At 71.6% G+C, this 24,965-nt stretch carries 24 protein-coding genes and 2 pseudogenes; 11 read left to right on the top strand and 15 right to left on the bottom strand.

The features are described 5' to 3' along the window. A pseudogene (locus tag TFC3_RS37965) lies at positions 1-190 on the top strand (hypothetical protein); the annotation flags it as partial. A gap of 371 nt (positions 191-561) precedes the next feature. On the opposite strand, the gene TFC3_RS14155 reads toward TFC3_RS37965, so the two are convergent. Both TFC3_RS14155 and TFC3_RS14150 read right to left on the bottom strand, forming a co-directional pair. Then, positions 562-1,314 carry a hypothetical protein gene (locus TFC3_RS14155; RefSeq protein WP_067506653.1) on the bottom strand — a complete coding sequence of 251 codons (753 nt, stop codon included), beginning with the start codon at positions 1,312-1,314 and terminating at the stop codon, positions 562-564. 73 nt (positions 1,315-1,387) lie between these two features. Continuing rightward, complete coding sequence (locus TFC3_RS14150) at positions 1,388-2,101, bottom strand: TetR/AcrR family transcriptional regulator (RefSeq protein ID WP_067506651.1); 714 nt, start codon at positions 2,099-2,101, stop codon at positions 1,388-1,390. A gap of 30 nt (positions 2,102-2,131) precedes the next feature. On the opposite strand from TFC3_RS14150, the gene TFC3_RS14145 reads away from it, so the two are divergent. Continuing rightward, positions 2,132-3,226: an NAD(P)/FAD-dependent oxidoreductase gene (locus TFC3_RS14145; protein ID WP_067499871.1), complete on the top strand. Its 1,095-nt coding sequence runs from the start codon at positions 2,132-2,134 to the stop codon at positions 3,224-3,226. Between the two features lie 630 nt (positions 3,227-3,856). After that, positions 3,857-4,825 (top strand): tyrosine-type recombinase/integrase, encoded by a 969-nt coding sequence (locus TFC3_RS14140; protein WP_067499870.1) that lies wholly within the window; start codon positions 3,857-3,859, stop codon positions 4,823-4,825. A gap of 55 nt (positions 4,826-4,880) precedes the next feature. Here TFC3_RS14140 and TFC3_RS14135 read toward each other — a convergent pair whose 3' ends face one another. From TFC3_RS14135 to TFC3_RS14125, 3 genes are read right to left on the bottom strand one after another with little or no spacing between them, the layout of a single operon-like run. Beyond that, positions 4,881-5,702, bottom strand: coding sequence for an alpha/beta fold hydrolase (locus tag TFC3_RS14135; protein ID WP_067499869.1), 822 nt, complete (start codon positions 5,700-5,702; stop codon positions 4,881-4,883). Positions 5,703-5,715: 13 nt separating this feature from the next. After that, positions 5,716-6,135 (bottom strand): organic hydroperoxide resistance protein, encoded by a 420-nt coding sequence (locus TFC3_RS14130; RefSeq protein WP_067499868.1) that lies wholly within the window; start codon positions 6,133-6,135, stop codon positions 5,716-5,718. 14 nt (positions 6,136-6,149) lie between these two features. Continuing rightward, on the bottom strand, positions 6,150-6,593 hold the full coding sequence (locus TFC3_RS14125; protein ID WP_067499866.1) for a MarR family winged helix-turn-helix transcriptional regulator: 444 nt from the start codon (positions 6,591-6,593) through the stop codon (positions 6,150-6,152). A gap of 73 nt (positions 6,594-6,666) precedes the next feature. Between TFC3_RS14125 and TFC3_RS14120 the strand changes: the two genes are divergently transcribed. Next, a complete protein-coding gene (locus TFC3_RS14120) occupies positions 6,667-7,167 on the top strand; it encodes a GNAT family N-acetyltransferase (RefSeq protein ID WP_067499864.1) in 501 nt (166 codons plus the stop codon). Here the strand turns inward: TFC3_RS14120 and TFC3_RS14115 are convergent. Further along, positions 7,134-7,907: an endonuclease/exonuclease/phosphatase family protein gene (locus TFC3_RS14115; RefSeq protein ID WP_067499863.1), complete on the bottom strand. Its 774-nt coding sequence runs from the start codon at positions 7,905-7,907 to the stop codon at positions 7,134-7,136. The genes TFC3_RS14120 and TFC3_RS14115 overlap by 34 nt on opposite strands. Before the next feature lie 131 nt (positions 7,908-8,038). Here TFC3_RS14115 and TFC3_RS14110 point away from each other — a divergent pair, with 131 nt between their 5' ends. Both TFC3_RS14110 and TFC3_RS14105 read left to right on the top strand, forming a co-directional pair. Beyond that, on the top strand, positions 8,039-8,509 hold the full coding sequence (locus TFC3_RS14110; RefSeq protein ID WP_067499862.1) for a heme-degrading domain-containing protein: 471 nt from the start codon (positions 8,039-8,041) through the stop codon (positions 8,507-8,509). Positions 8,510-8,539: 30 nt separating this feature from the next. Then, positions 8,540-9,367, top strand: coding sequence for an aldo/keto reductase (locus TFC3_RS14105; protein ID WP_067499861.1), 828 nt, complete (start codon positions 8,540-8,542; stop codon positions 9,365-9,367). Here the strand turns inward: TFC3_RS14105 and TFC3_RS14100 are convergent. From TFC3_RS14100 to TFC3_RS39985, 7 genes are all read right to left on the bottom strand, one after another. Next, positions 9,335-9,682 (bottom strand): DUF6204 family protein, encoded by a 348-nt coding sequence (locus TFC3_RS14100; protein ID WP_067499860.1) that lies wholly within the window; start codon positions 9,680-9,682, stop codon positions 9,335-9,337. The genes TFC3_RS14105 and TFC3_RS14100 overlap by 33 nt on opposite strands. A 43-nt stretch (positions 9,683-9,725) precedes the next feature. Continuing rightward, positions 9,726-11,381, bottom strand: coding sequence for a sulfatase (locus TFC3_RS14095; RefSeq protein ID WP_067499859.1), 1,656 nt, complete (start codon positions 11,379-11,381; stop codon positions 9,726-9,728). Between the two features lie 419 nt (positions 11,382-11,800). Continuing rightward, entirely contained in the window at positions 11,801-12,163 is a 363-nt protein-coding gene (locus tag TFC3_RS14090; RefSeq protein WP_067499855.1) for a GntR family transcriptional regulator, read from the bottom strand. A gap of 9 nt (positions 12,164-12,172) precedes the next feature. Next, positions 12,173-13,558, bottom strand: a complete 1,386-nt coding sequence (locus TFC3_RS14085; RefSeq protein WP_067499852.1) for an MFS transporter — start codon at positions 13,556-13,558, stop codon at positions 12,173-12,175. 31 nt (positions 13,559-13,589) lie between these two features. Next, complete coding sequence (locus TFC3_RS38735; RefSeq protein ID WP_067499851.1) at positions 13,590-14,228, bottom strand: hypothetical protein; 639 nt, start codon at positions 14,226-14,228, stop codon at positions 13,590-13,592. Then, positions 14,225-16,078 (bottom strand): dynamin family protein, encoded by a 1,854-nt coding sequence (locus TFC3_RS14075; RefSeq protein WP_067499849.1) that lies wholly within the window; start codon positions 16,076-16,078, stop codon positions 14,225-14,227. Before TFC3_RS14075 ends, TFC3_RS38735 begins: the two co-directional genes overlap by 4 nt. Next, positions 16,075-17,598, bottom strand: a complete 1,524-nt coding sequence (locus TFC3_RS39985; RefSeq protein WP_067499848.1) for a dynamin family protein — start codon at positions 17,596-17,598, stop codon at positions 16,075-16,077. The genes TFC3_RS14075 and TFC3_RS39985 overlap by 4 nt, the downstream gene beginning before the upstream one ends. Before the next feature lie 202 nt (positions 17,599-17,800). Here TFC3_RS39985 and TFC3_RS14065 point away from each other — a divergent pair, with 202 nt between their 5' ends. The 4 genes from TFC3_RS14065 (at position 17,801) to TFC3_RS14045 (ending at position 22,629) form a co-directional block, all read left to right on the top strand. Next, entirely contained in the window at positions 17,801-20,260 is a 2,460-nt protein-coding gene (locus TFC3_RS14065; RefSeq protein WP_236718122.1) for a LuxR C-terminal-related transcriptional regulator, read from the top strand. Then, positions 20,257-20,808: a LuxR family transcriptional regulator gene (locus TFC3_RS14060; protein WP_067499844.1), complete on the top strand. Its 552-nt coding sequence runs from the start codon at positions 20,257-20,259 to the stop codon at positions 20,806-20,808. The genes TFC3_RS14065 and TFC3_RS14060 overlap by 4 nt, the downstream gene beginning before the upstream one ends. Positions 20,809-21,236: 428 nt before the next feature. Continuing rightward, on the top strand, positions 21,237-22,121 hold the full coding sequence (locus TFC3_RS14050; RefSeq protein WP_067499841.1) for a virginiamycin B lyase: 885 nt from the start codon (positions 21,237-21,239) through the stop codon (positions 22,119-22,121). Then, positions 22,114-22,629, top strand: a complete 516-nt coding sequence (locus TFC3_RS14045; protein ID WP_067499839.1) for a DUF6817 domain-containing protein — start codon at positions 22,114-22,116, stop codon at positions 22,627-22,629. The genes TFC3_RS14050 and TFC3_RS14045 overlap by 8 nt, the downstream gene beginning before the upstream one ends. Here TFC3_RS14045 and TFC3_RS14040 read toward each other — a convergent pair. Both TFC3_RS14040 and TFC3_RS40465 read right to left on the bottom strand, forming a co-directional pair. Further along, complete coding sequence (locus TFC3_RS14040) at positions 22,588-23,271, bottom strand: maleylpyruvate isomerase N-terminal domain-containing protein (RefSeq protein ID WP_067499836.1); 684 nt, start codon at positions 23,269-23,271, stop codon at positions 22,588-22,590. The two genes, TFC3_RS14045 and TFC3_RS14040, sit on opposite strands and share 42 nt — an antisense overlap. 8 nt (positions 23,272-23,279) lie before the next feature. After that, positions 23,280-23,366: pseudogene (locus TFC3_RS40465) on the bottom strand (maleylpyruvate isomerase N-terminal domain-containing protein); the annotation flags it as partial. 193 nt (positions 23,367-23,559) lie between these two features. On the opposite strand from TFC3_RS40465, the gene TFC3_RS14035 reads away from it, so the two are divergent. Beyond that, positions 23,560-24,900, top strand: coding sequence for an acyltransferase (locus TFC3_RS14035; protein WP_067499835.1), 1,341 nt, complete (start codon positions 23,560-23,562; stop codon positions 24,898-24,900). The last annotated feature ends 65 nt before the right edge of the window (positions 24,901-24,965 follow it).

The following is a 24,965-nucleotide window of genomic DNA, read 5'->3' as shown; positions in this document are numbered from 1 at the left end:
CCACCCGATGTTCGCCGACGCCCGCCTCTTCCTCGACGCCCTCACCCTCCCGATCTGCCTGGTATCCGACGCCGACCGCGACGTCCTGCACCCCCTGCTGCGGCGGCACGGCATCACCGCCGCCGCCGTCGTCGTCGTCAGCGAAGACGCCCGCGCCTACGTTCAGCTCGGCTCCTGCCCGCCCCGCTGACGGCCACGTACACCGTGACAACCTTGACCGCTGGCCGCCCTGCTTGACCCGGGCCTGACCGCACCCGCGCCCGTCCCCACCGACCTGCGCACCGCGCTGCAAGCCGTGCAGAGCAACGACATCAGCACCGCCGCCCCCCACGGCCGGGGTCATGGTCAACTACGATGCCGGCGTGACCGCTGACCTTTCCTACCGCCGTTTCGTCTCAGGTCGCATGACGACGGCCGGCAAGAGTTGGTGCTCTTCGACGGCGACATGGAAGAGGTCGAAGACGTCTTCCATGAACTCCGCGTATCACCGCTGAAAGGCCAGCGGACCCCAACAGTGCGACGGCACCACACCAGCCTCTTTGCGGTGAGCACGGACGGGTTTCAGCCGGCCTCGCGCAGCTCCTGCAGCCGTGCCTCGATCTCGGCCAGCTCGGCTCGTAGCCGCTCAGCTTGCTGCTCCGCCTCGGCGCGTTCGACGGACAGGATCTGTTCCACCGCCTCCTGCACGCCCGGTACGTCCACCAGCGCCACCATCTTCATCGCCTCGGAGGGCCGCACCACGTACGGCTTCGCGAGCGCCTTCGAACCCTGGTTGGCAGCGATGGTCCACTCGCCGTCGGTGTAGGCCAGCGTCACCGTCAGCCCCGGCGGCGGTTTCGGCTTCGCCGCCTTCGCCCCGGCCTTGCGGGGAGCAGGCGCCCCCGGACCAGACGCGGCCGCCGAGGCGCCAGCAGCCGGAGCCCCAGCAGCCCGCTCGTCATCGCTCACCGAAGAACCTCCACGTTGCTGACGAACGACCGCACCGGCCGGCGGCGCGTCCAACACGAACTCCGGCTCCACGCGGGCCTCGGGCACCGGGGGCGGGGGAGCAGCGGCCTTCTTGATCGGGCCTTTCGGCGCTGTCTGCAGATCGGCGGGGGCGAAGGGCAGCTCGTCGCGGCCGAAGCGGACCACCACCCACTCGTCGGATTCCGCCGGATCGGTCAGGGCCACCACCTGGCCCACCTGGCCTGCGATCTGGCCGGCGGACTCGGTGAACATCACCCGCGGCTTGCGTCCGGCCGCCAGCGCGTCCCGGATTGACTGCAACTCATCGGTGCTCAGCCCTCGCACCTCGGTCCGCGCTGCCGCCATCGCCCATCCCTCCTCGTACATCTGTGCCAACGCCGTTAGTTCTATCAGAGACCTCCGACATGATCGCGGCAGGCTACGCGGTGACGCCGTCCACGATGGTGGTCAAATTGTGGTGGAAGGTCTCGCCGGCGTCGAGGTGGGTGCCGCCGACGACCAGCCGGGCGACGGTGGGGTAGCGCCCGGTGGCCAGCATGCGAGTCAGGTAGGGCCCCTGCGCAGCCTGCCACGCCGACACGTCGGTGCCGGTCGCGCGGGCCGTGCGACGCTCAGTGACCTCCCGGCGCAGCGCTCCCACCATGAACGCGTTGAGAGCGCCCAAGGACCTTTGCAGATCATTGACACTGTGTACGGCCGGAGCCCGGCTCAGCGCCGCCGCGGTCGCCTCTCCCACGGCCAGCGCGTGGGGTCCCAGGTGGGGGCGGGCACCGAGCAGGTCGGCGAACCACTCGTGCGCCAGGGCAGCCTCGCGGGTGCGGTGAACGATGTGCAGCACCGCATCGCGCCACACCACCGGTGGGTCGACCTCGGCGATCTCGGCGTACACCGCGTCGACCATCAGGTCGAGCAGCTCGGACATGGTCGCCACGTAGTCGTAGAGCCGCATGGGACCGACCCCGAGTTCCTTGGCGATCTTGCGTACCGACAACCCGTCGAGCCCGTGCTCGTCGGCCAGCAGTATCGCCGTGTCAGCGATCCTCGCCCGGCTCAGCGTCACCGCGGCGGCACGCGGCTGCGGCTCGGGACGTTCCCACACGGGCAACGATGCGCTACCGTACGGCGTATCCATGACGTACAGCGTACGGTAAGGGGAGTGGTCATGCGAATAGCAATCACCGGCGGAGGCCTCGGCGGCCTCACCCTGGCCCGCATCCTGCACCGCCACGGCATCAGCACCACCGTCTACGAACGCGAAGCCCACCGCCACGCCCGAACCCAGGGCGGCATGCTCGACCTGCACCCCGAATCCGGCCAGCGCGCCCTCGCCGACGCCGGCCTCACCGCCCAGTTCCGCGCCGCAGCCCGGCCCCAGGGGGAGGAACACCGCATCCTCGACCCGGCCGGACGTACCCTCGTGCACCACCGGCCGCCACCCGGCTCCTTCGCCGGACGCCCCGAAATCGACCGCACCACCCTGCGCGACCTGCTCCTGGACTCTCTGCCCAGCGGCACGGTGACCTGGCAGCACCGGCTCACCGACGTGCAACCCGGCGCCGGCGGCGGCTTCGAACTGACCTTCGCAGGCGGCCACCGTACCGGCTGCGACCTGCTCATCGGCGCCGACGGCGCCCGCTCCCTCGTACGCTCCCAGCTCACCGCCACCACCCTGACGCCCGTCGCCACCCTGATCGAACTCACCATCGCAGACCCCGCACCCGAGCTGGCCAACCTGGTCGGCCCCGGCAACCTCTGGTGCATCGGCAACCGCCGCATCCTGGCCGCCCAACGCCTCGGCACCGGCACCCTCAAAGTCGGCATCTCGCTGCCCGCCGACGACCGCCCCCTGGACGACTACCGCACCAAGAACGCCCTGCTCGAGCTGTTCGCCGGCTGGAACCCCGACCTCACCGCCCTCATCACCGCCGCCGACAACCCACCAACCCCACGACCCATCGAAGCCATGCCCACCGGTACGTCCTGGGCGCACCACCCGAACCTCACCCTCATCGGCGACGCCGCCCACCTGATGCCCCCGGTCGGCGAAGGCGCCAACCAGGCCCTGCTCGACGCCGCCGAACTCGCTGCCGAACTCGCTGGCGATCGGGCTGATCCGGACGCTGCGCTGCGGACGTACGAGCAGAAGATGTTTGCCCGGATCGGTCCCGTTGCGGAGATGTCGGCGCGGGTGCAGGCCATGATGCTGTCCCCGACGGCCGCCGAGGATGTGGTGCGATTCTTCACGCCTGCCCAGTAGGGGACGTGGCGGTGGACTCGGTGCTGCGGGGGGATAGGCGGCATGGATCGCTTCAAGGGCCGGAGCCGGGGCTGGGTGGACCGGTGGGCCAACTCCGTGACGAACCTCTGGCAGGGACGAGGTGTCGGTCTTCATCACCGCCACGGATACCGGCACGGGAATCACCGGAGAAACGGCTCCCTGATATTTGGTCGATAATTGACATTATGTCAACCTGAACGCTGGAAGGGGCCCGGAAGCGCGGTGCCATGGAAGGCAGCAGGGCGAAATCTCAGGAGAACCGCGCTGAGAGAACTCCTGCGGGACAAAGGCCGGACGGCAGACGGTTCGACGTGCGCAAACCGCGGACCAGCGGCCCGATACTTCGCAGGTGTGACGCAGGACGGCGGGCCGCGCCTCCAACACCGATATGGCCCCGCAGCGCCTAGGTCCAGCGCGACGAGCCAGGAAGGCCATAAGCCGAAGTCGTAGACGCCGCGGCACCCCAACAGCGCAGCAACGCCGTGCAGCGCGGCCGCCGATCCATGCACCGAGCACCACCAAGCGAACCGCAATCACCACCCAGTCATGATCAACATCCGCCCTCCCGGCACCTTCTTGAAACCGGATAAATGCTGCATAATATTCCTTATGCATGACGGATCGCTCGACACGGCTGATACTCCCGTTACCGAGCTCATCGAGGAGTTTCTCGCCGCTCAGGCCGTACGCAAGCCTTCTCCGCACACTTTGCTCGCCTACCGCCGTGACCTGACCGCCGTGCTCTCGCTGATCCGTGACGGGCAAACCGTCACTTTGAGTGACCTCTCCCCCCGTTCCCTGCGAGCGGCTTTCGCCGAGTTCGCCGGCGGCCGGGCGCCCTCCTCGGTCTACCGGGCCTGGTCGAGCTGGAATTCGTTCTTCGGGTTTCTGGTGGTGGAGGGCATGGTGGCGGGCAATCCGATGTCCGCGGTCGGTAAGCCGAAGTTCATGACGCCCTCCCCCAAGCCGTTGCGTGGTGAGGACACCCCGGAGCAGTTGTTGCAGGCGGTCAGCAAGACCGATGAGCGGCAGCGGGATCCGTGGCCGGAGCGCGATGTTGCTGTGCTGGCTCTGGCGTTGTGTGCGGGGCTGCGGCTGTCGGAGTTGTTGTCGTTGCGCACCGGTTCTCTGCTGGGGCGCGCTGGTGAGCGGCGGGTGGAGGTTGCCGGTAAGGGTGGGCGGCCGCGGTCGGTGCCGATTGAGCCGGAGCTGGATGCTGTGGTGGCGCGGTATGTGGACAGCCGGCGGGTGCGGTTCGGGCGCGTACGGCCGGATGATCCGTTGTTTGTTGATCGGCGGGGGCGGCCGTTGCAGCGTGGGGGTCTGCAGTATTTGGTGCAGTCGTGTTATCGGCGGGCGGGGGTCAGTGATCGGGTGCCGCGGGGGGCGCAGTTGCATGCGTTGCGGCATACCTTTGCCACGCGGCTGGCTGAGGATGGGGCGAATGCTTCGGAGATCATGCGGTTGCTGGGGCATGCGTCGTTGACGACGTCGCAGGGTTATATCGAGGTGACGGCGGCGCAGCAGCGGGCGGCGGTGCAGGCGAACCGGACGAATCGGGTGCTCAGGGAGTTGTGAGAGGGGGCGGTCTCCCCGGGTAGGAAGACCGCCCCCTGTTGTGGGCGAGCGCGGGTCAGCTGTTGAGGAAGGCGAGCAGGGCTTCGTTGAATTCGACGGGGTGCGAGGCGTTGATGCCGTGCGGGCCGTCCTTGATGATGTGCAGCTGGGCGCCGGGGATGGTGTCGGCGGTGCGTTTGCCGCTGTTCTCGGCGGGCACGATGGCGTCGCTGTCGCCGTGGATGACCAGGGTGGGGATGGTGATTGTGGCCAGGTCGGCGCGGAAGTCGGTGAGGCCGAAGGCGGCGACGCAGTCGAGGGTGGCCTTGGGGCTGGCGAGGTGGGCGAGTTCCTGGGCGTAGCGGACCTGGGCGTCGCTGACCTTGGTTTTGCGGCCGGCTTTGAAGAAGTTCTCGGCGAAGCCGTCGACGAAGGCGATGCGGTCGGCGGTGATGCCGTCCTGGAACTGCTTGATGGTGGCGTCGTCGAGGGCACCGCCGGGGTTGTCGTCGCTCTTGTAGAGGTAGGGCGGGACGGCTGCGGCAAAGACGGCTTTGCTGATTCGCTCGCTGCCGTAGGTGCCGAGGTAGCGGGCTACCTCTCCCCCGCCCATGGAGAACCCGACGAGGGTGACGTTGCTCAGGTTGAGGTGGTTGAGCAGGGCGTCGAGGTCGGCGGCGAAGGTGTCGTAGGTGTAGCCGTCCCAGGGTTGGCTGCTTTTGCCGAAGCCGCGGCGGTCGTACGTGATGACGCGTTTGCCGTCGGCGATGAGGGCGGGTACCTGGTTCTCCCAGCTACGCCCGGACAGCGGCCAGCCGTGGATGAGCACGACGGGGTCGCCGGTGCCGAAGTCCTCGTAGTAGAGCTCGACGTCGTTGTTGACGCTTACGTATGGCATGGGGGTCCCTTTCTCAGGCCAGGGAAAGCTTGACGTCGATGTTGCCGCGGGTGGCGTTGCTGTAGGGGCAGACCTGGTGGGCTTCTTCGAGTAGCTGTTTGGCGGTTTCCTCGTCGACGCTGGGCAGTTCGGCTTCGATGCTGACCTCGAGCTGGAAGCCGCCCTGGCCGTTGGGGCCGATGCCGACGTCGACGGTGATGGCGGTGTCGGTGAGGGTGATCTTCTTCTTGCCGGCGACGACCTTGAGGGCGCCGTGGAAGCAGGCGGCGTAGCCGGCGGCGAAGAGCTGTTCGGGGTTGGTGTGGGCGCCGCCGGGGCCGCCCATTTCCTTGGGCACGCTGAGGTCGAGGTCGAGCACGCCGTCGCTGGAGCGGGTGTGGCCTTGGCGGCCGTCGCCGGTGGCGGTGGCGGAGGCGGTGTAGAGAGCCGGCATGGGGTGTTCTCCTTCTAGAGGGTGGTGGACTTGGTGGCTGCGGCGCTGCGGACGCGGGTCAGCAGGGTGTGCAGGGTGGTGACGTCCTCGGCGGTGAGGTCGAGGGCGCAGGCCAGGCGTTGCGGGAGGTCTGCTACCTGGGCTTGCAGGGCGGAACCCTGGGGGGTGGCGGTGATCCAGACGACACGTTCGTCGTCGGTTCCGCGCCGGCGGGTGATCAGTCCTTGGGTTTCGAGGCGTTTGAGCAGCGGTGAGAGGGTGCCGCTGTCGAGCTGCAGGATGGTGCCGAGTTCGCGCACGCTGATGCGGGTGCGTTGCCAGATGACGCGCAGGGCGACGTACTGGGGGTAGGTGATCCCGGCTGCCTCCAGCGCGGGGCGGTAGAGCCCGGTCATGGCGCGGGAGGCGGCGTAGAGCTCGAAGCAGATCAGCTGTTCGAGTCCGGTGGGTTCCTGCATGCCGATAACAGTAGCCCGCAATCTAGTTGTGCACAACTGAAGTGGTGATGGCCACAGCTAGGATCTTGGCGTGATGACCTTTGTGGCGCTGGGCGCTCCGGCGATGCAGGCGCTGATCGACGGCAGGCTGGAGCACGCCGGCGAGCTGGCGGGACACCCGCTGTCGCAGTGGCTGATGAGCGAGAGGTGGCTGTGGGAGATTCGCGTGGCCCAGGTGCGGGCGCAGCCGGCCGATGGTGAGTGGGTGGCGCGCGCGGCGGTGGTCGACGGCCAGGTGGTCGGGCACGGCGGGTTTCACGGCGCACCCGATGCCGACGGGCGGGTGGAGGTGGGCTACAGCGTCGATCCGGCGTACCGGCGCAGGGGTCATGCCAAGGCGATGCTCGCCGAGCTGATCGCGCGCGCTGAGGGTGACCCGCGGGTGCGCCTTGTGCGGGCCAGCATCTCCCCCGCCAACGCTGCGTCGCTGGCGACCATCGCGGGGTTCGGCTTCGAGCAGGCCGGACAGCAGTGGGACGACGAGGACGGGCTCGAAATTCTTTACGAGCTGAGGTGCACAACCAACGGACGATGATCGGATACGGGTACGGCCGGAGTGCGCACCTGCGCCACCCGCCCCAGCGACCCGGCGCCCCGCGGGTCGAGCAGGATGTGATCGAGCTGCGCCTTCGGGGCGGGACTGGGGTAGGTCGCCCGCCGGGCAAGATTGCGCCACCCGGTGAACGCGCGCACCGGACCGGCCGGCATGTTCAGATCCCCCATCAGGATCCGCGGCGCCGGCAGCGTGCGCAGGGCTCGTACCGCGTGCCGTAGCTGGCGCAGGTTCCACCCCGGTACGAACGACAGGTGCGTGTTCGCCACGGTCATCGGCCCGTTCGGGGCGTCCACCACCGCGGCGATCATGATGCGCGGCTCGTCCTTGAGCATCAGGACCTTGCCCTCGGGCACCCACACCGGCGAGCGCACCGGCACACCCGGTAGCTGGGTGATCTGCCAGCGCAGCACCGGCCACCGGCTGACCAGGGCAATGCCGTACAGCGGGTTGGCGTTGTCGGCCTCGGACTTCCACGGCTGCCAGGTCTCCCCCGGCGTGCCGACCACCGCCGCGGCGAAACGGTGCGCGGGCGCGCCCAGGGCCTCGGCGGCGATCGCGGTCAGGTCGAGCAGGCCGCTGCGCGGCTGGGCCCGGTCGACCTCCTGCAGGCCGAGCACATCGGCATCCAGGTCGGCGACCGCCTCGGCGACGCGTTCGGCGTGCACGGCGTTGTCGGACAGCGATCTGCCGTGCAGCAGATTGAAAGTGGCCAGGCGCACGCTGATGACCTTATCGTGGCCCCATGGTCAAGGCGGTGTGCTGTCTGCTGTCGGTGCTGACGCTGCTCGGCATGGTGGGAGTCTGGCTGCGGCGGCGCCGCGGGATGTGACCCACGCGCCACAATGATCACATGAGTGACTCCGAGGATCTGATCACCCGGCTCGAGGCACAGGAACAGCGACTGGTGTTCCCCCGCTTCGAGCACGCCGACGCGTGGCACCTGGGCAGTCTGCTGGTGGACCTGGCCACCGCCCGGGACCTGCCGGTGGCCGTGGACATCCGCCGCGGCCCGCAGCAGCTGTTCCACGCGGCGTTGCCGGGCAGCACGGCCGACAACGACCACTGGATCGCGCGCAAGGTGCGCGTGGTGGAACGCTTCGCCGCGTCGTCGTACCTGGTGGGACGGCGGCTGGCGGCCAAGGGCGACGCGCTGGACGCCAAGTACGGGGTGGACCCGGCCGACTACGCTACCCACGGCGGCGCTTTTCCCGTACGCGTGGAAGGGGCCGGGGTGATCGGGGTGGTGACGGTGTCGGGGTTGCCGCAGGCCGACGATCACGCGCTGGTGGTCGAGGCGATCGAGAGCTTCCTCAGCGAGTGATCGCTGCCTACCCCGTGGAGGGACATCTGCATGCCTGTCACCGCTGAGGACTCCGGCACGGCGGCGCTGGCCGGGCGCAGCGTGCGCCGCATGGGCTTCGGCACCATGCGGCTGACCGCGAACCCGGACCGGGATCTGGCGATCCGGGTGTTGCACCGGGCGGTGGAGCTGGGCGTCAACCATCTGGACACCGCGGCGTTCTACGTCTCGCCGGGCGGCACCCTGGGAGTCGGCAGCGGCCCGAAGCGGTATGCGGCCGAGTTGATCCGGGCGGCGCTGAGTCCGTACCCGGATGATCTCGTGATTGCGACCAAGGTGGTGTCGAGCAGTCCGCTGCGCGAGCGCGTCGAGACGAATTTGCGGCTGCTGGGGGTCGACGCCCTGGACGTGGTGAACCTGCGGCTGTACGACCGCGCCGCTGCATCGCTGGAGGTGCAGTTCGAGGAGCTGGCCGGGTTGCAGCGTGAGGGGCTGATCCGGCATTTGGGGATCTCCAATGTGCACCGTCACCACCTGGACCAGGCGCAGGCGATCGCGCCGGTGGTGTGCGTGCAGAACGCGTACGGCGTCGACCTGCGCCTGCCCTCGGACACCGAGCTGCTGCACGAGTGCGAGCGGCGCGGCATTGCCTTCGTGCCGTTCTTCTCCGTGGCCGGCACGGGGCGCGAGAAAGGCTACACAGCAGGCGCCGGCATCACGATCCCCGAGGGGGTGAGCGAGCAGCAGTTCCGGATTGCGTGGACGCTGCATCAGGGCCCGCACGTCCTCGCGATCCCGGGCACCGGCAGCCTCGCCCACCTGGAGGAGAACATCGCCGCCGGGGCGCTACGACTGCCGGCGTTTACCGCGGGCCCCTAACGGCACCTGCGACATGTCGGTGGCCTGCGAGGTCACGTTCTTGTAGCCCAGCCCCCGCGCGTCGAGCCATTGCGCGGCGGCGCCCTCGGCTTCGGCGACCACCCGCGGGATGTCCTTCTCGTCATCCACCGTGCCCTGGTAGCGGAAGGTGAAGAACGGGCGCGCGGCGATGTCGTAGGTCATCGAACCCTGCTCGGTGAACGCGGCGAACGACACGTCGTGCGCGGCGGCGTCGGCCAGCAGCGCCTCGCGGTGGGCGGGGCTCAGGGCGTCGAAAGCGCCGCGGACGGTGACACGGATGGTGCGTGAACTCATGTCGCGAACCGTAACGATCACCGCCGCGCCGCGACAGCGATTTTCAGCGCGGCGGGGACAGCGGGCGGGAGACCGAGGCCGGGCCGAACGCGGTGAGGAAGCGGTCGCGGAAGGCGTTCATCGGCCACACCGGGGCGTTCGGGGCTGGTTGCAGACCCTCGCTCCAGCCCCAGCCGGCCATCCGGCCGAGGACCCGCCGGTCGTGGGCCAGGACGGTGATCGGCACGTCGTGGGTGGCGTGGTCCCCCACGACCACCGGGGCGGGCTGGTGGTCGCCGAGGAAGACCAGCACGAGGTTGTCGTCGCCGTAGGTGCTGACCCAGGAGATCAGGCTGTCCAGCGAGTAGGTGATCGACTGGGCGTACGCGGAACGGATCTTGACGGTGTCCGGCCAGACCTGGGAGGTGGGGGTGGCGTACGCGTGCTGCTGGGTGTAGACGCTGCCGTCGCCGACCTGGTCCCAGCCGATCAGCGTGGGCAACGGCGACCACGGGGTGTGACTGGACACGAACGTGATCTCGGCCATCAGCGGTGCGCGGCCGGGCCGGTGGTATTCCTGGTCGGTGAAGGACTTCAACGTGAACTGGTCGGGCATGGTGGACCAGCTGAACGCCGGTCCGTGGTAGCTCAGGGTGTGCGAGTCGTACACGTGGTCGTACCCGTAGAAGGTTCCTTCCGGCCAGGCGTAGGTGACGCCGGGTTCGACCCCGACCGTGCGCCAGGCGCCGGCTTTCGCGAACGCGCTGGTCAGGGTGAGACGGTCACCGGAGACGAGGCTGCGGTAGCGCTGCTGGTTGTCGATCCACACCCCGGACTGCAGCGTGGAGTGCGCCAGCCAGCTACCCCCGCCCGCGGTCGGTGACTGCAGGAAGCCGCTGCGCGCCGCGAACCCGTGCGCCGCGAGCTGCTTGGTGCCGCCGGCCAGCGCAGTGCGCACCGGGGCGGTGTCCAGCGCGTCACGGCCGTAGCTCTCGACAAACATGAGCAGCACATCCTTGCCGCGCAGCCCGGTCAGCAGCTGATCACCTGGCACCGCAGCGAACGCGTCGTCGGCGGTCTGCGCAGCGAACTCCCGCTTGTCACGCAGGGCCGCCGGAACCGTGCCGATGCTGTCGCGCGCCAACGCCACAGCGGTGTCGGAGGCCGCGTACACCCCGGGCACGAACGAGGTCCCGGACACCGCCAGCAGCAGCCAGGCCAGCGCGGCGGCCAGCAACGAGCGGCGCGAGGCCAGGCGGTGCCGGTCGGCTGCCGCGGCCAGACGCCGCATCGCCCACACCATGGCCACCGGTACGCCCACAGCAGCCCCGGCCGCCACCACCACCGCGATCACGGCTACGGCCGCACCCGAGGAGTCACGCACGAACCGGTAGCCGTCGGCGAACAACGGCCAGTCCAGCACCGGGTCAAAGGATCGCGCCAGCGCGGCGAAGAACCCCCCGTCGATGACCTTCAGCACGGTGAGCATCCCGAGGACCGCACCCAGCACCCCCGCAACGATGCCCCGGGCTCGGCGCGGCAGCACAAGCAGCAGCGTGAACACCGCGATGGCTTCCAGCGGCACCCGTACCAACGCCCGCCACACCGGTGTACCGGCCGGCAGCCGGGTGATCTGCTCGGGCACGACCAGCGCGAGGAACACCACGACGGCGGCGAACGCGGTCAGGGGCCACCGGCGGGGCCTGTGCGGCGATGACACATCCGGTCCTTGGGGGTGAGGGGTCACTGCTTCCCACACGCCGGTGACGGGCATCCGGTTCACCGCCGGGCGTGGCAGGATGCAGACGGTGACAGACCTCTCCCGGCTCGGCACCCCCACCGCTGCGATGACCCGGGTCCACGGCGGTTACGCCAACCGGATGTACCGGCTCGACACCGACCAGGGCTCGTTCGCCGTCAAGCAGCTCAACCAGCTCGACCGGCGCCTGCCCTATCGCGCCGGGGACGTGTTCCGCTTGGAACGCGCGGCCTTCGCCGCCGGCATCGCCATGCCCGAGCCGATCACGGCCAGCCACGACACGCTCGTGCACCGCTGTCGCACGACGCCGCCCGCGACGGGGTGCGCGGCCTGCCCGAACTGTTCACCCGGCTCCCGCAGCTGCAGGAACTGCTGCGCTTCTAGCGGTCGGCGGTCAGGGCCGCCTGCACCAGTTCCAGGGCGACCTGCGCACTGACGCCCAGCGCCGACACCTCCTGGGCGTAGCGTTGCGCCGCCCGCTGCGCCGCGGCCGGGGTGCCCGCCGCCGCCGCGGTGATCACCGTGCCGGCCCGGCCGCGGGTCTGCACCAGACCGGCCTGCTCCAGTTCACGGTACGAACGGGCCACCGTGTTGACCGCCAGCCCCAGCGTGGTGGCGAGCTGGCGCACCGGGGGCAGCCGGGTGCCCGCCGGTAGCTGCCCGGCCGCGGCGAGCTCGGCGATGCGCAGGCGCACCTGCTCGTACGGCGGGACCGGGGATTGCAGGTCGACGACAATGTCCATAGAAGAAATCTAGAGCAGCTGCGGCGGGGTGTTACCCGCGGCGATCACGGCGCGGCGGATCGGGACCAGGGCCAGCAGGATGCCCCCGGCGACGAAGAACACGATCAGCGACACGATGCCCGTGCGGTAGCTGTTGGTCAGCTGGAACACCAGGCCGAACACCAGCGGGCCGATCCACGAGGTGCCGCGGTCGCTGATCTCGTAGAAGCCGTAGTACTCGGCCTCACGCCCGGCCGGGATGAGCTGGCTGAACAGCGAGCGGCTCAGCGCCTGGCTGCCGCCCATCACCAGGCCGATGCCCGCGCCCAGCAGCATGAACGGCACGGAGGCACCCTCGGGCAGCCAGAACGCGGCGATCACCACCCCGGTCCACATCACCAGCGCCAGCAGGATCGTGTTGCGGGCACCGAGGCGTTGTGCGAGCGAGCCCAGCAGCAGCGCCCCGCCGAACGCCAGGAACTGCACGATCAGGATGGTCACGATCAGCGTGCTCTGCGGCAGGTGCAGCTCCTCGGTGCCGAACTGGCTGGCCAGCGAGATGACCGTCTGAATGCCATCGTTGTAGACCAGGAAAGCCCCCAGGAAGAACAACGTCAGGGGGTACGACCGCAGCCCCCGCAAGGTGGCGCCCAACTGTTTGAACCCGTCGGTCAGCACGTTGCCGCCCGCCGCATGCTCACCCTGGCGGGGATGTTCACGCAGCCAGCGCAGCGGCAGCAGGGTGAACACGGCCCACCACACGCCGGCCGACACGATCGACCAGCGCGCCAGGTCCAGGGTGCGGCGGGCGTCGCCGTCGACGCTGAGCGACAGCACCACCACCAGGTTGATCAGCAGCAGCAGCCCGCCGCCAAGATAGCCGAACGCCCACCCGCGACTGGACACCTTGTCCCGCTCGTCGGGCCCGGCCAGCTGCGGCAGGAACGAGTTGTACACCACCACCGCGGCACCGAACGACACGTTGGCGATCACGAACAGCACCCCGCCCAGCAGGTACTGCTCGCCGGTGACGAACCCGATGCCGCAGGTTGCCGCGGCGCCAATGAACGCGGCGGTGCCCAGCAGCGGTTTACGCCGCGGCGCCCGGTCGGCGACCGCCCCCATGACCGGCAGCACGAACACCGTCAGCAGCACCGACAGCGACACCAGGTACGGGAAATAGGAACCGGCGGCGATGCTGATCCCCAGCGGATGCACCCGCCCGTGGCTGTCGTCGGCGCCCAGCGCGCACCCGGCGGCCTGCTCGGTGACCGTGGTCAAGAACGGCCCCAGGAACACCGTGATAACGGTGGTCTGGAACGCCGAGTTGGCCCAGTCGTAGAAGTACCAGCCGGTGCGTTCGCGCAGAAGACTGCCCGGCGCCGTTGTTGCGGTCATGGCCGCCGATGATGTCATCCCGCGCGCGCCGCCGGTAGCCGCCTGCGGCTTACGTGTTGATGTCGTTCCACCATCGGGCCAGGGCGCTGGTGGCCGGGTCGTCGGAGCCGGCCAGCTCGGCCCACGGGTCGGCGCCGGGGGTGAGTTCCTGCCCGGCGTACGCGGCCAGATCCCCCGGGGTCACCACCGTGCCGGCGGGGGCGGCGCCGGGGCTGGACAGGTCCAGGTCGACCGGGTTGAGCTCGCCGAGGTTGAGGCTGCCGGTGTCGATCCACGGGAACCCGTCGACCGGCTCGGGCAGTGGGCCCACGTCCAGGGCGGGCGGGAACACCTCGGCGGGGTCGCCGCCGTGGTCGGGCGCGGCGTCGGGGTCCGCGCCGACCGGGCCGAGCCCGTGCCCGTCGGTGACGTCCACGACGGGATGGTCCTCGGCCGCGACCGGGTCGTCGTGGTGGAGTTCCCACGCCGGCTGGTCAGGCGCGGGCAGCTCGTAGGGGTCATGGCCGCCTGCCTCGGGAGCCAGCGGGTCGTGGCCGGGCAGCGGCTCGTAGCCGTGCGCGTCGACGTCATGGCCGCCCAGATCGTGGCCCAGGTCATCGTGGCCCAGGTCATCGTGGCCCACGTCATCGTGGCCGGGGTCGTGGCCGGGGTCGTCGGCGAAATCCGGCCAGCCGTGCTCGTCACTCATCGGATCTCCAGAGCCAGGGGTGCGGGAACGGGGGCCAGGGCGCGGGCCCGGGTGAGAACGTCGTCGGCCTGGCGCAGGTAGCCGCGCAGGCGTTGCAGGTCCGAGCCGGCTTCGGCACGGCGGCGGGCGCGCCGGGCGGCGTCCTCCGCGGCGGCCGCGTCCAGCTCGGCGAGCTGGGTGTCCAGTTCGCGCAGCCGCCGCTCGACCGCGTCGTCGACGGCAACACCCAGGGCGTACTGCAGGTCGGTGAAGCGGTACGAGATCTCGTCCTGCAGCGCCGCGCGGGCCTCGCCGAGCACATCGCGCAGCCAGGTCCGCGCCTGTTGCCGGTCGGTCTGCACGCGCCGGCGGTACAGCACGTAGCCACCCGCGGCCAGCCCCAGCCCGAGCCCGGCGACCGGGATCAGCAGCCCCCCGGCCACCGCCCCGCCCACGCCCAGCACCGAGGCGCCGAACAACGCGCCGCGCCCGGCCATCACCGCGATACCCCCGGCGGACAGCGCGATCAGCAGGTTGTCACCGGAGCCGTCACGCGGGGAACCGGAGTCCAGAGCGTGGCGCAGGGTGGCGTTGAGCCGGTCGAGCACCGCCGACAGCTCGGCGTCGTCGAACACCTGCGCCAGCACCCGCTCGGCGACCTGCCGGAACGTGGCGTGCAGCTCCCCGCTCAAGGTCACCGCCAGCGCCTGCAGTTGCGCGTCGACGTCGTCGGGCAGCGCGGCCAGGGCATCACCGCGGAGCTGCTCGATGCGGTCGCTGAGATCCTGCTGCAAGGCGCTGATCCGGGTACGCAGGGAGCTGACCGTCTCCACGCGGGCGCGCTGGGTTTCGGTGGTGAGCAGCAGAGCCCACTGCCGCGACTCGGTGCGTTTGCGCGCGGCCAGTTCGGCGCGCTCCTGGCGTACCCGTGTGCTCTGTTGGGGGTTGGCCTCGGCTGCCTCGACCCGGGCGAGCGCGGCATGTTCCTGGCGGCTCAGTTCCGCGCGGGCAGCGCGCAGCACGTTGGCCAGTTGCAGTTGGTGACCGTGCCCGGCGAGCTCGACCAGGGCGTGCTGCAGCTCGGCGATGTGGGAGGCCTGCACCAGCGGCGCCTGCTCGGCCGGGGGCAGGCGCATGGCCAGCTCGGCCAGGCGCGCGGATACCGGGAACCAGGGCGCCTCGGCATAGCGGGGGGCCTTGGCGCGCAGCAGCGCCCGGTTGTCGTCGGCGATGCGCCGCCACCCGCTGAAGGCGTCCACCTTGGTCAGGGCGAACACCACGGTGTCGACGCGTTCGCTGGCCGCGACCAGGAAGTCCAGTTCGGGCTGCGACAGCGGGGCGGAGGCGTCGGCGACGAACAGCAGGGCGGTGGCCTTGTCCACGGCGTCCAGCGCGACTGCGGTGTGCGCGGGGTCCAGGCCGCCCACCCCGGGGGTGTCGATCAGGATCAGGTACTGCAGCAGCGGCGCGGGATGGGTGATCTCGATGCGCCGCGGCCCGCGGGCTCCGCCGGGGATGTCACGCCCGGTGGCCCACCCGGCGAGCTGGCGCTCGTCCAGGTCGACGGGATCGCTGAGGCCGGGTACGTACGCCGCGGCGGTCAGGGTGGGCCCGGGTAGCAGGTGCAGGTACGTGGCGGTGGCCACGGCGGCGTCCACCGGCGACAACCCGGGCACCCCCAGCAGCGCGTTGACCAGGCTGCTCTTGCCGCGTTTGGTTTCGCCGACCAGCACGATCGACGGGCGGGTCAGCTGCCGGCGGCGCAGCTCGGCGAGATCGGCTCCGGCGTCGGGGTCGGCGGTGCGCACGGCGGCCAGGGCGTCCTTGACCGCGGTGTCCAGGGCGGTGGCCAGGTCGCGGGGGGCGCTCATCGCGGCACCTGCGTTCCGGTGCTGCGCAGCGACTGGGCGAGCAGGTGGAAGCCGCGGTGCGCGACCTGGGCGACCCGTGACTGCGCGGGCCCGGCCCCGGCGACGGCGTACACCCGCCAGCGGTTGGCGGCCTCGACCGCGGCGGCGGCCAGCTCCTCGGGCCCGGCGTGCGGCAGGCGCAGGATGGCGGCGGGGTCGCTGGTGGTGGCCAGGCGGATCAGCTCCTGTTCCCAGGCGGCGGGCAGGCCGACCCGGCCGGTGGCCACGCGCTGCGCGACCTCCAGCAGGCGCAGCCGGTGGTAGGCGGGTTCACGCAGCAGCCGTTCGGTGGCGTCGCGCAGGGTGTCACGGTCACGGCCGGTGGCGGTGTGCCCGGCCACGCGTTCCAGCCGTGACAGCGCCCAGCCGGCTTTGATCGCGTCGGCGCGCCAGCGCAGGGTCTGCTCGACGGTGTGCTGCAGGCGGGGGAAGCCGGACGCGGCAACCAGCCGGCGCACGAGTTCACCGGTGCCCAGCTGCGGGTCGGCGCCCAGCTGGGCCAGGGCGAAGCCGATGCCGTACAGGTCGAGCAGCTCCAGCAGGCGGGCCCGGCGTTGCGGGTCGACCGGGGCGGGCCGGGTGCGGAACAGGTCGACCGAGGCCAGCAGCACCTGCAGCTCGCCGGGCGCCAGGGTGGACAGCTGTTGCAGGGCCGCGCAGTCGGCGGCGGTCAGCCGTCCGGCCTGCCCGGTTTCGGCGAGCAACCCCACCACCGGTACGACCTGCGCGACGGTGCGCGACAGCAGCGCGCCCTGCTGCTCGGCCAGTGGCCCGGCCACCGGCCACGGGTCAGCGGCCCCACCCACCAGGGTGTCGATCTTGCCGAAGACGCCGAGCGCGTTGATCGGGCTGGACGCCAGGCGCGCCGAGGCGGCCCGGAACGCTTCCAGCGCGTGCACGTCGTCGGCGCGCACAGCCTGGGTGAACACGTAGATGACGGCTTCGGCGGCGGCGACCTCGGCGGCGGAGTCCTCGTCGATGTCGGCGTCGAACGGGGCGGTGGCGGGCTCGCCGAGCTGCGCGGCCGCGCGGGCCGACAGCTGCGTGTCGGTCGAGGCCAGCCCCGGGGTGTCGACCACGGTCAGCTCACGCAGGTTCTCGCTGGTCAGCGCGACATCGACGTAGGCGACCCGGGCCAGGCTCACCCCCAGGCGCTGCGGGATCATGCCGTCCTCACCCAGCGGCAGGCTGCGCCGCGAGCCGTCGCGCAGCACCGCGTCGACGCGATCGGCGCTGCCGTAGCGGAAGCGGGTGACCACGCGGGTGCACTCCCCGGCGGCCGTGGGGGCCACCCGGCGCCCGATCAACGCGTTGACGAGTGTCGACTTTCCGGCTTTCAACCGCCCGGCGATAGCCACGCGTAACGGCTCGGCGAGCCGGCGGCGGACTTGTTGCACCTGCTCACCGGCCTGCGGACCGACTTGTGCGACGATTTCGTCACACAGCGTCGCCATGCGCTGGGTCAGCGGCCCGGTCGTCATGACTCGCCTGCCGAGCCCACATTCGGCGAGAATGTGAACACTGCGGTTGTCACCACCGACAAGGGGACCGCCTTTCCCGGGCATCGGGGCGGGCGTGCATCGCCTGCCGCAGCACAACATTACGATCCCGGGACCGCACGCGAATCCCAGGTTCGTGCCAAGGACAACGCTGCCCGGGGGCTGCAGCGGAATGGGGGCGTGTGTGTCACAGCGGGACCTGGCCGGTCTGGCAGCGGCCCACCTGCGCCGCCCCGGCCTGGTCATGCTCGCCGGTGCGCCCGGCGCCGGACGCAGCACGCTGCTGCGCCGCATCGCCGCGACCGCCGGTTCGCCGGTGTTCAGCGGCGGCGGCCTGGCCATGCTCAGCGCGGTGCCGGCCCTGGCGCTGTCCCGGGCGGTCAAGGCGCGCCTGCCCGCCCACGACGTGCCGCTGCTGGCCGAGGCGGTGCGCTCGCGGGTGCGCGGCGGACTGCTCGTGCTCGACGACCTGCAGTACACCGATGCGGCCACCCTCGCCGCGCTGACCCATCTCAGCGCGCACGTGCGGGTGGTGGCCGCGCTGCGCACCCCGCACCGGCTGCCGGCCGGCACTGTCGAGCACCTGCGCGCCAAGGCCACCGCCTGGCTCGACCTGCCGCCGCTGAGCCCGGCCGAGGCCACGGACCTGGCCCGGCGCACCGCCCCGCAGCTGGAGGCGGCCCAACTGGAGGCGGTGGTGGCCCGCGCCGGTGGCAACCCCCTGGCCGTGGTCACCCTGACCCGCGCGGCCGGGGCGGGCCGCGGCGCCGCAGCCGGCGACATCGATCAGGTGGCGTACGCCATCGCCACCGCCCTGGCCGACCTGCCTCGCCCGGCGCGCACCGCGCTGGCCGCGCTGGGCCTGCTCGGCCGGCCCGCCCCCGCGCAGCTCCTCGGTGCCGGGGCGAGTGCGCTGCACGAGGCCGGCCTGGTCGCCGAGGTCGACGGCGGGGTGGTGGCGGTGTCGGCCTACTTTGCCGAGACCGCGGCCGGGCTGCTCGACGCCGAGGCCCGGGTGGAGCTGCACCGCGCGCTGGCCACCGTCACCCCACCGGCCGAGGCCGCCCGGCACCTGGCGGCCGCCGGCGACCACGCGGGCGCCTACCGGATGGCTCTGACCGCAGCCGACCGCACCGCCGGTGCCGAACGCGGTGACCTGCTGCTGTTCGCCTGCGAACGGCCCGGCGTCACCGTCGACCCGCGGGTGCGCCTGGCCGCCGCCGACGCCCTGCTGGGCGCCGGGCGCCCGCACGCCGCCGCCCGGGTGCTGAGCACCGCGGCGCCGCTGGGCGTGGAGGCCGACGTGCTGCGCGGTGAGGCGCTGCTGCAGGCCGGGGAGCCCGCCGCGGCCCGCGACGCGGTGCGCCCGGTACCCGACGCCGCCGCGTCCGCCGTGGTCGCCGCCCGTGACCGCATCCTGCTGCTGGCCGACCTGGCCGCCGACCCGCCCGGCGCGCTGGACACCGCCGGCAAGATCGCCGCCCGGTATCCGGCGCCCCCACCGGCGGTGGCCGCTGCGCTGGCCGCGGTCCGCGCCGCGCACCGCGTGCCCGGCTGGGAAACCGCGTTGCAGGCCGCCGGCGCGGCGGGCGCGGACCCGCTGACCGGGCGGTGGAGCGCGTGGCTGCTGGTCGGGCACCTGCTCGCCGACGCCCGCTTGGGTGAGGCCGCCGAGCAGGCGCGCACGGCCGGTGCGGTGGCCGGTGCCGGGCTGGCCTACAGCTGGCAGACCCGCTTCCTGGCCCTGGCCGACTGGGCGGACGTGCTGCGCGGCTCCCGCCCGGCTGATCAGGAGCCTTCACCGGCGGATGCGGCGGTGCGCCACAGCGGGGACCTCGCCGAGCGGGCCCTGCCGGCCGACGCGCGCTCGTACGCGCTCGCCGCGACCGCGCTGGTCGAGGCCGACACCGGGTTGTTGGCCGCCGCCCGCGCCCGCCTGGCCGGCCCGGACACCCACCCGGCCACCGCCTGGGTGGCGCGGGAGGCCGCGTGGCTCGACGGTCAACCCGACCGGGCCGCGCAGCCCGGCACCGCGGGCAGCGGGGCGGGCCTGCTCGCCGGGCTGCGGGCGATCACCACCCGATGGGCGGCCTTCGACGCCGGTGGCACCCCCGGCGGCCTGCCCCCGCAGATTCCCGCCGGGCTGCCCGGCGCGGCGCGCAGCACCCTGACCGCGTGGGCCACCGGCTCGGGGTTCCCGGCCGCCGCCGAGGCCTGGTCGCAGGTGGTGCTGCGCGAGCAGATCCGCTGCCTGCTGGCCGCCGGGCTGCGCGACAGCGACCCGCAGCAGGCGGTGGGGGCGTTGCTGGAAGCCGAGAAACTCGCCGACCAGGCCGGCCTCGTAGTGCTCGCCGGGCGGGCGCGGCGGGGGTTGCGCCGCCACCACGTGCAGCGCGACAGCCGCAGCCCGCGCTCGGGTTCGCGGCTCACCCGCCGGGAGGTCGACGTGCTGCGGCTGGTCGCGGCCGGGGAGCCGACCCGGCGCATCGCCGGGCAGCTGGGCATCTCGACCGAGACGGTGGACACCCACATCCGCTCGGGCATGCGCAAACTGGGGGCCCGCACCCGTACCGAGGCGGCCGCTCTGGCCCTCACCCAACTGGAACCCGCCCGCGCGCCCGGACCCGAGGGTGAGGGCCGGTGAGCGCCGAGGCACCCCGTCACGTCGTCGCGAGCACCGCGGACGCCGACACCGTGCTCCGCCGCCTGATCCGCGAGGGCTGGAGCGAGCAGGAAGGCTTCGCCCTGCCCGGCGCGGCGTGGGACGTCACCGGCGAGCGGCTGGTGCTGCACGGGCGCATCGGCGACCCGGACACCCTGCAACTGGCGGTGCTGGCCGCGGCGCGCGGCGCGGCGGTGGTGGCGGTGTGCGAGGTGGACAGCCCGATGGGCCGCGCGCTGATCGACGACCTGGCCCGGCTCGGCCCGCTCGTGCTGGGCCCCGGCCCGGTCACCGCGGCGCCCCCGGCCGGCGGCGACGACGAGGCCACTGCCGGGGTGCCGCTGGTACCCGAGCAGCGGGCGCTGCTGGACCGTCTGGCCGCGGGCGACACGATCGCGGCCGCCGCGGCGGCGGAGTTCCTGTCGCTGCGCACCGCCAACCGGCGCATCGCCGAGGCGCGGGCGGCGTTCGGGGTGCGCACCACCCGCGAGGCGGTGCTTGCCTACCTGCGTCAGAGCCGCGACGAGTGAACCGGCTACGCGTCCAGGCCGAGAGCCTGTCTGGCGTGCTCATGGGCCAGGGCGTTCGACCTGGGTCTACGGGGTGCTGCTGAACGGGTTCGAGCGGCTCATCAGCCCGTGACAGCGGCCGGGTGGCGGATGGCTTACCTGCGGCGGGTGGGCGTGCGCCGGACGCGCGACAGGTCGGCCGGGCGGGTAGGGTCGGGGCGTGGGCGGGGGCGGGGAGGTGTGGACGTACCCGAGAAGTAAGTTCGGCCAGGGTCTGGAAGTGGGGGCTGTGCGCGGCGTCGGCCAGCTCCCAGAGCCGCCGGTCCCATTCTTGCGCGACCTCGTCTGCGATCGCGGCGGCCTCGGGGCCTCCGTCGTCATGCAGCAGGGTTCCGAACACATCGAGCAGCACCGCTTTGTACATGACGTCCAGCCTGGATAATGCGGTGATGCAGATTCGCGAGCTGGTGGTCAGCGACAGTCAGGCCGGGCCGTACAGCATCGTGTGCGGGCCGGACGGTGCCCTGTGGGTGACGTGCGCGCACAGCGGCGAGGTTCTGCGGGTCGACCCGGGCAGCGGTGCGGTGCGCACCATCGAATTGGGGGCACCGCAGTCACAGCCGGCCGTCATCACTGTGGGTTCCGACGGGGCGTTGTGGTTCACCCGCACTCGCGATGATCGGATCAGCCGGTTGGGCGTCGACGGGCAGCACCGGGTGTTCGAGGTGCCGGGCAGCGGACCGTACGGCATCGCCGCGGGACCGGACGGGGCGTTGTGGTTCACCGCGATGACCACCGGCAGCGTCGGACGCCTCGGGTTGGACGGCTCTGTCGAGCATTTCGCGATCGGGCGGGACAGGGCGTTCCCGGCGATGATCACCGCGGGACCGGACGGGGCGTTGTGGTTCACCCTCAACCAGGCCGACGCGATCGGCCGGGTCACCACAGACGGGCAGGTCACGGTGTACGAGCTGCCGACTGCGGGCGCTGCGCCGGTGGGTATCACCAGCGACGGCGAGGCGTTGTGGTTCGTTGAGATCGGGGCGGGCCAGCTGGGCCGCATCGACGTGGACGGGACGGTCAGCGAGTACCCGCTGGCGCAGCGTGATGCTCGCCCGCATGCGGTCACCGCGGCCGGGCGGGGTGAGCTGTGGTTCAGCGAGTGGGGCGCGAACCGGGTTGCCCGCCGTACCGCTGATGCCACGATCGTCGCGTTTGACCTGCCCACCGCCGGATCGGAGCCTCACGGCCTGTGCGTCGACGCGGCCGGCGACGTGTGGGTGGCCCTGGAGAACGGCCGCATCGCCCAGCTGAGGAGAGCCGATCATGGATGAGGTACGGGCGTGGCTGCGCGACTGCGGCACGGAGACGATCGAGCATCCCGGTGGCACCCTGTACGCGCATCTGAACCGGGTGCACGATCGGCTGGCCGCGTTCGGTCACGAGCCGTGGGTGCAGCTGGCCGGGCTCACTCACGCTGCATACAGCACCGACGGCTTCGATCTGGCCCTGCTCGACCACACGGATCGGGACACGCTGCGCGATCTCGTCGGAGCGCGAGCCGAGGGCCTGGTCTATCGCTACGGTTCGTGCGACCGATCCGGTACGTACCCAGCGCTGCCCCGCGCCCGGCAGATCCTCAACCGCTGGACCGGCCGGGCGGAGCCGCTACCCTTCGTCACCGAGTTCGCCGACCTGAGCGTGATCAACGAACTCGACGTGTGCGATCAGGACCCGGCGATCCTGGCGCGCCACGGTGACTACTTCCGCGAGACGTTCGCGGGCTGGGCGGACGTGCTGTCACCGGGGGTGCTGGGCGAGATGCGGCGCGTGTTCGGCTGAGCGCCCCCATGTGCCGAGCCTCAGGCGCTGGGGGTCCCATTCGATGAGGCGCTCGAAGTGCCGGTGGTCGCCGTCGACCTTCACCGACTCCAGCGGCAGGCGGCCGTAGACGAACAGCTCCAGGTCGCTGGCCGAGGCGGTCGCCGCGACGCCGGCCTCCCCCTCGGCGTGCGTGTCCTTGTCGTCGAGCCGGGTTGTGTGGGCGCCGGCGGCGGACAAGGTGAGGCGCCAGGAGCGGCCCTCGGTGGCGTGGTAGTCCACGATGACCGGCTCGTGCGGCCACGGCGTGGCGGTGGCCACGCAGGTGACCTGGAAGTCCTCGATGCCATCGATGGCCACCTGCGCCGGTAGCGGCTGGGCGTCACCCGCGGCGAGCTGGGCGTCGTAGGTGTGCACCGCGATCTCCTGCAACTGATGACGGGCCGCCGCTCCGCTCGTACGCGTCGCCTGCAGCTCTTCCCACCACGCCCAGCATGCGCGGTCCGGACCGGCCTCGCGCAGCGCGTCCAGCAGATGCTGCGTGCAGCCGGCCAGCCAGTCCAGCAGGGCCGCCCGCTCCCCCGGACCCGGCCACGGCTCACCTGGCCAGGCCGTGGTGGGTGCGGGGCACCGGCCGGGCCTGCGGCGATGATGGCTGCCCACTTGCGGCGCCCGTCACCGAGGTGCTGCGCCAGATCGGCCAGCGTCCAGCCGGGGCAGGTGGGCACCGGTACGTCGAGGCTGGGCGCAGCGGCGATCGCCGCTCGGAACGCCGTCGCGCGCTCGTCGATCAGGCGGAGCAGGCCGGGAAAGTCCTGGTTGATCAGAGTTCATGGGGGATCTGCCGAGAGTTCGCCGTACGAGCAGGCCTCGGGGTTGCCGCTTCGACGCTCTTTTTCATAGCTTGGCTTGCTCACCGTGCGCCTGCCCCTGACTGGGAGTTCAACGTTCATGACGGCCGCCCTGCCCGATGCCGCAGCACCTCGCACCCGCGGTCGCCTGTCCTGGCTTGATGCCCTGCGTGGGCTGGCGGCGCTGACCGTCGTCTACTTCCACATGCGCCCGCTGGTGGGGCTGCCGATCCCCAGCCGGGTCTGGGAGTACCTGGAGCTGGGCAAGATCGGCGTGGTGCTGTTCTTCCTGATCAGCGGCTACATCATCCCGATGTCGCTGGAACGCCACGGCAACCTGCGCCGCTTCTGGGTGTCGCGGATGTTCCGGCTCTACCCGGCTTTCCTGGTTGCGGCGGCGCTGATGTTGCTGCTGATGGCCTTCGGTGCGGCTGCGTTCCCCCGCCAGCTCGAGCTGCAGAGCGCCAACGGTGTCCTCGCGCACGCCACCATGTTGCAGGGGCTGCTGGGCGTCTCCAGCGTCGTGCCGGTCTACTGGACGCTGTCGTACGAGATGATCTTCTACTTCGTGGTGGCCGGGCTGTTCGCGTTCGGCTTGCACCGCCACAGCGCCTGGTACGCCGCCGGGCTCGCGGTGTTCGCCCTGCTGACCGGGCCCGCCCTGCCGCAGTCCCTGCTCACCGGCGGCGGCGTGCACCGCACCGAGGCGGTGATCGCCGTGACGGCCGTGTTCGTCGCCGCCATTGCCTGCTTCCTGGCCCGATCCCGGCGCGTGGTGATCGTCGGCGCTGTCCTGGGTGTAGCGATGATCGCCATCGTCGCGGTCAACGGCGGCGAGTCGGCGTCCCGCGCCTCGTGGCAGTCGCTGGCCCTGCTGGCCATCATGTTCGCCGGCACTACGGTGCATCGCATGCAGCACGGCCAGACCCGGCTGCTGCCCGGCGCCGCCGCGCTGGTCGTCGTGCTGGTCGCGACCACCGCAGGGGCTTGGTGGCATCTCGACGACCGGGTGGACCGCCAGCTGTGGGTGATCGCGATCCTCGTGCCGGCGGTGCTGTTCGCCGGTGGCTTCCTGCTGCGCAACCGGCAGATGCCGTGGCTGCTGCGCAAGTTCGGTGAACTGAGCTACTCGTTCTACCTGCTGCACCTGGTCGTGCTGACCGCCGTACGGTGGGCGTTCCCCGACATCAACCACGCAGCGGCGCCGGTGCGGCTCGTGGTCCTCGCTGGTTTGCTGGTGGCTTTGTACGTGCTGTCGGAGCTGGTGTACCGGTTGGTGGAGATGCCGGCGCAGACGGTGGGGCGGCGGGTTGCGCAACGCCTTGACGCAGGGCTGGGCCGTGCTCCGGTTGTTGCGGCTCCCGAACCGGCGACGGTTGCTGACCCGGCGGCGCTTCCGGCGACACGGGAGACCGAGGCTCAGGCCGCTCGCACCATGTGAGGTGCGGAGTTCTGTCAGAACGATTCTCCTGAGGTTTCCGGCCGTTCTCTGGTGGCTCGGCCAGA

Source organism: Actinoplanes sp. TFC3 (genome assembly GCF_001553785.1).
In the GTDB taxonomy this organism is placed as follows: domain Bacteria; phylum Actinomycetota; class Actinomycetes; order Mycobacteriales; family Micromonosporaceae; genus Actinoplanes.
This window is presented reverse-complemented; position numbering and strand designations above follow the sequence as displayed.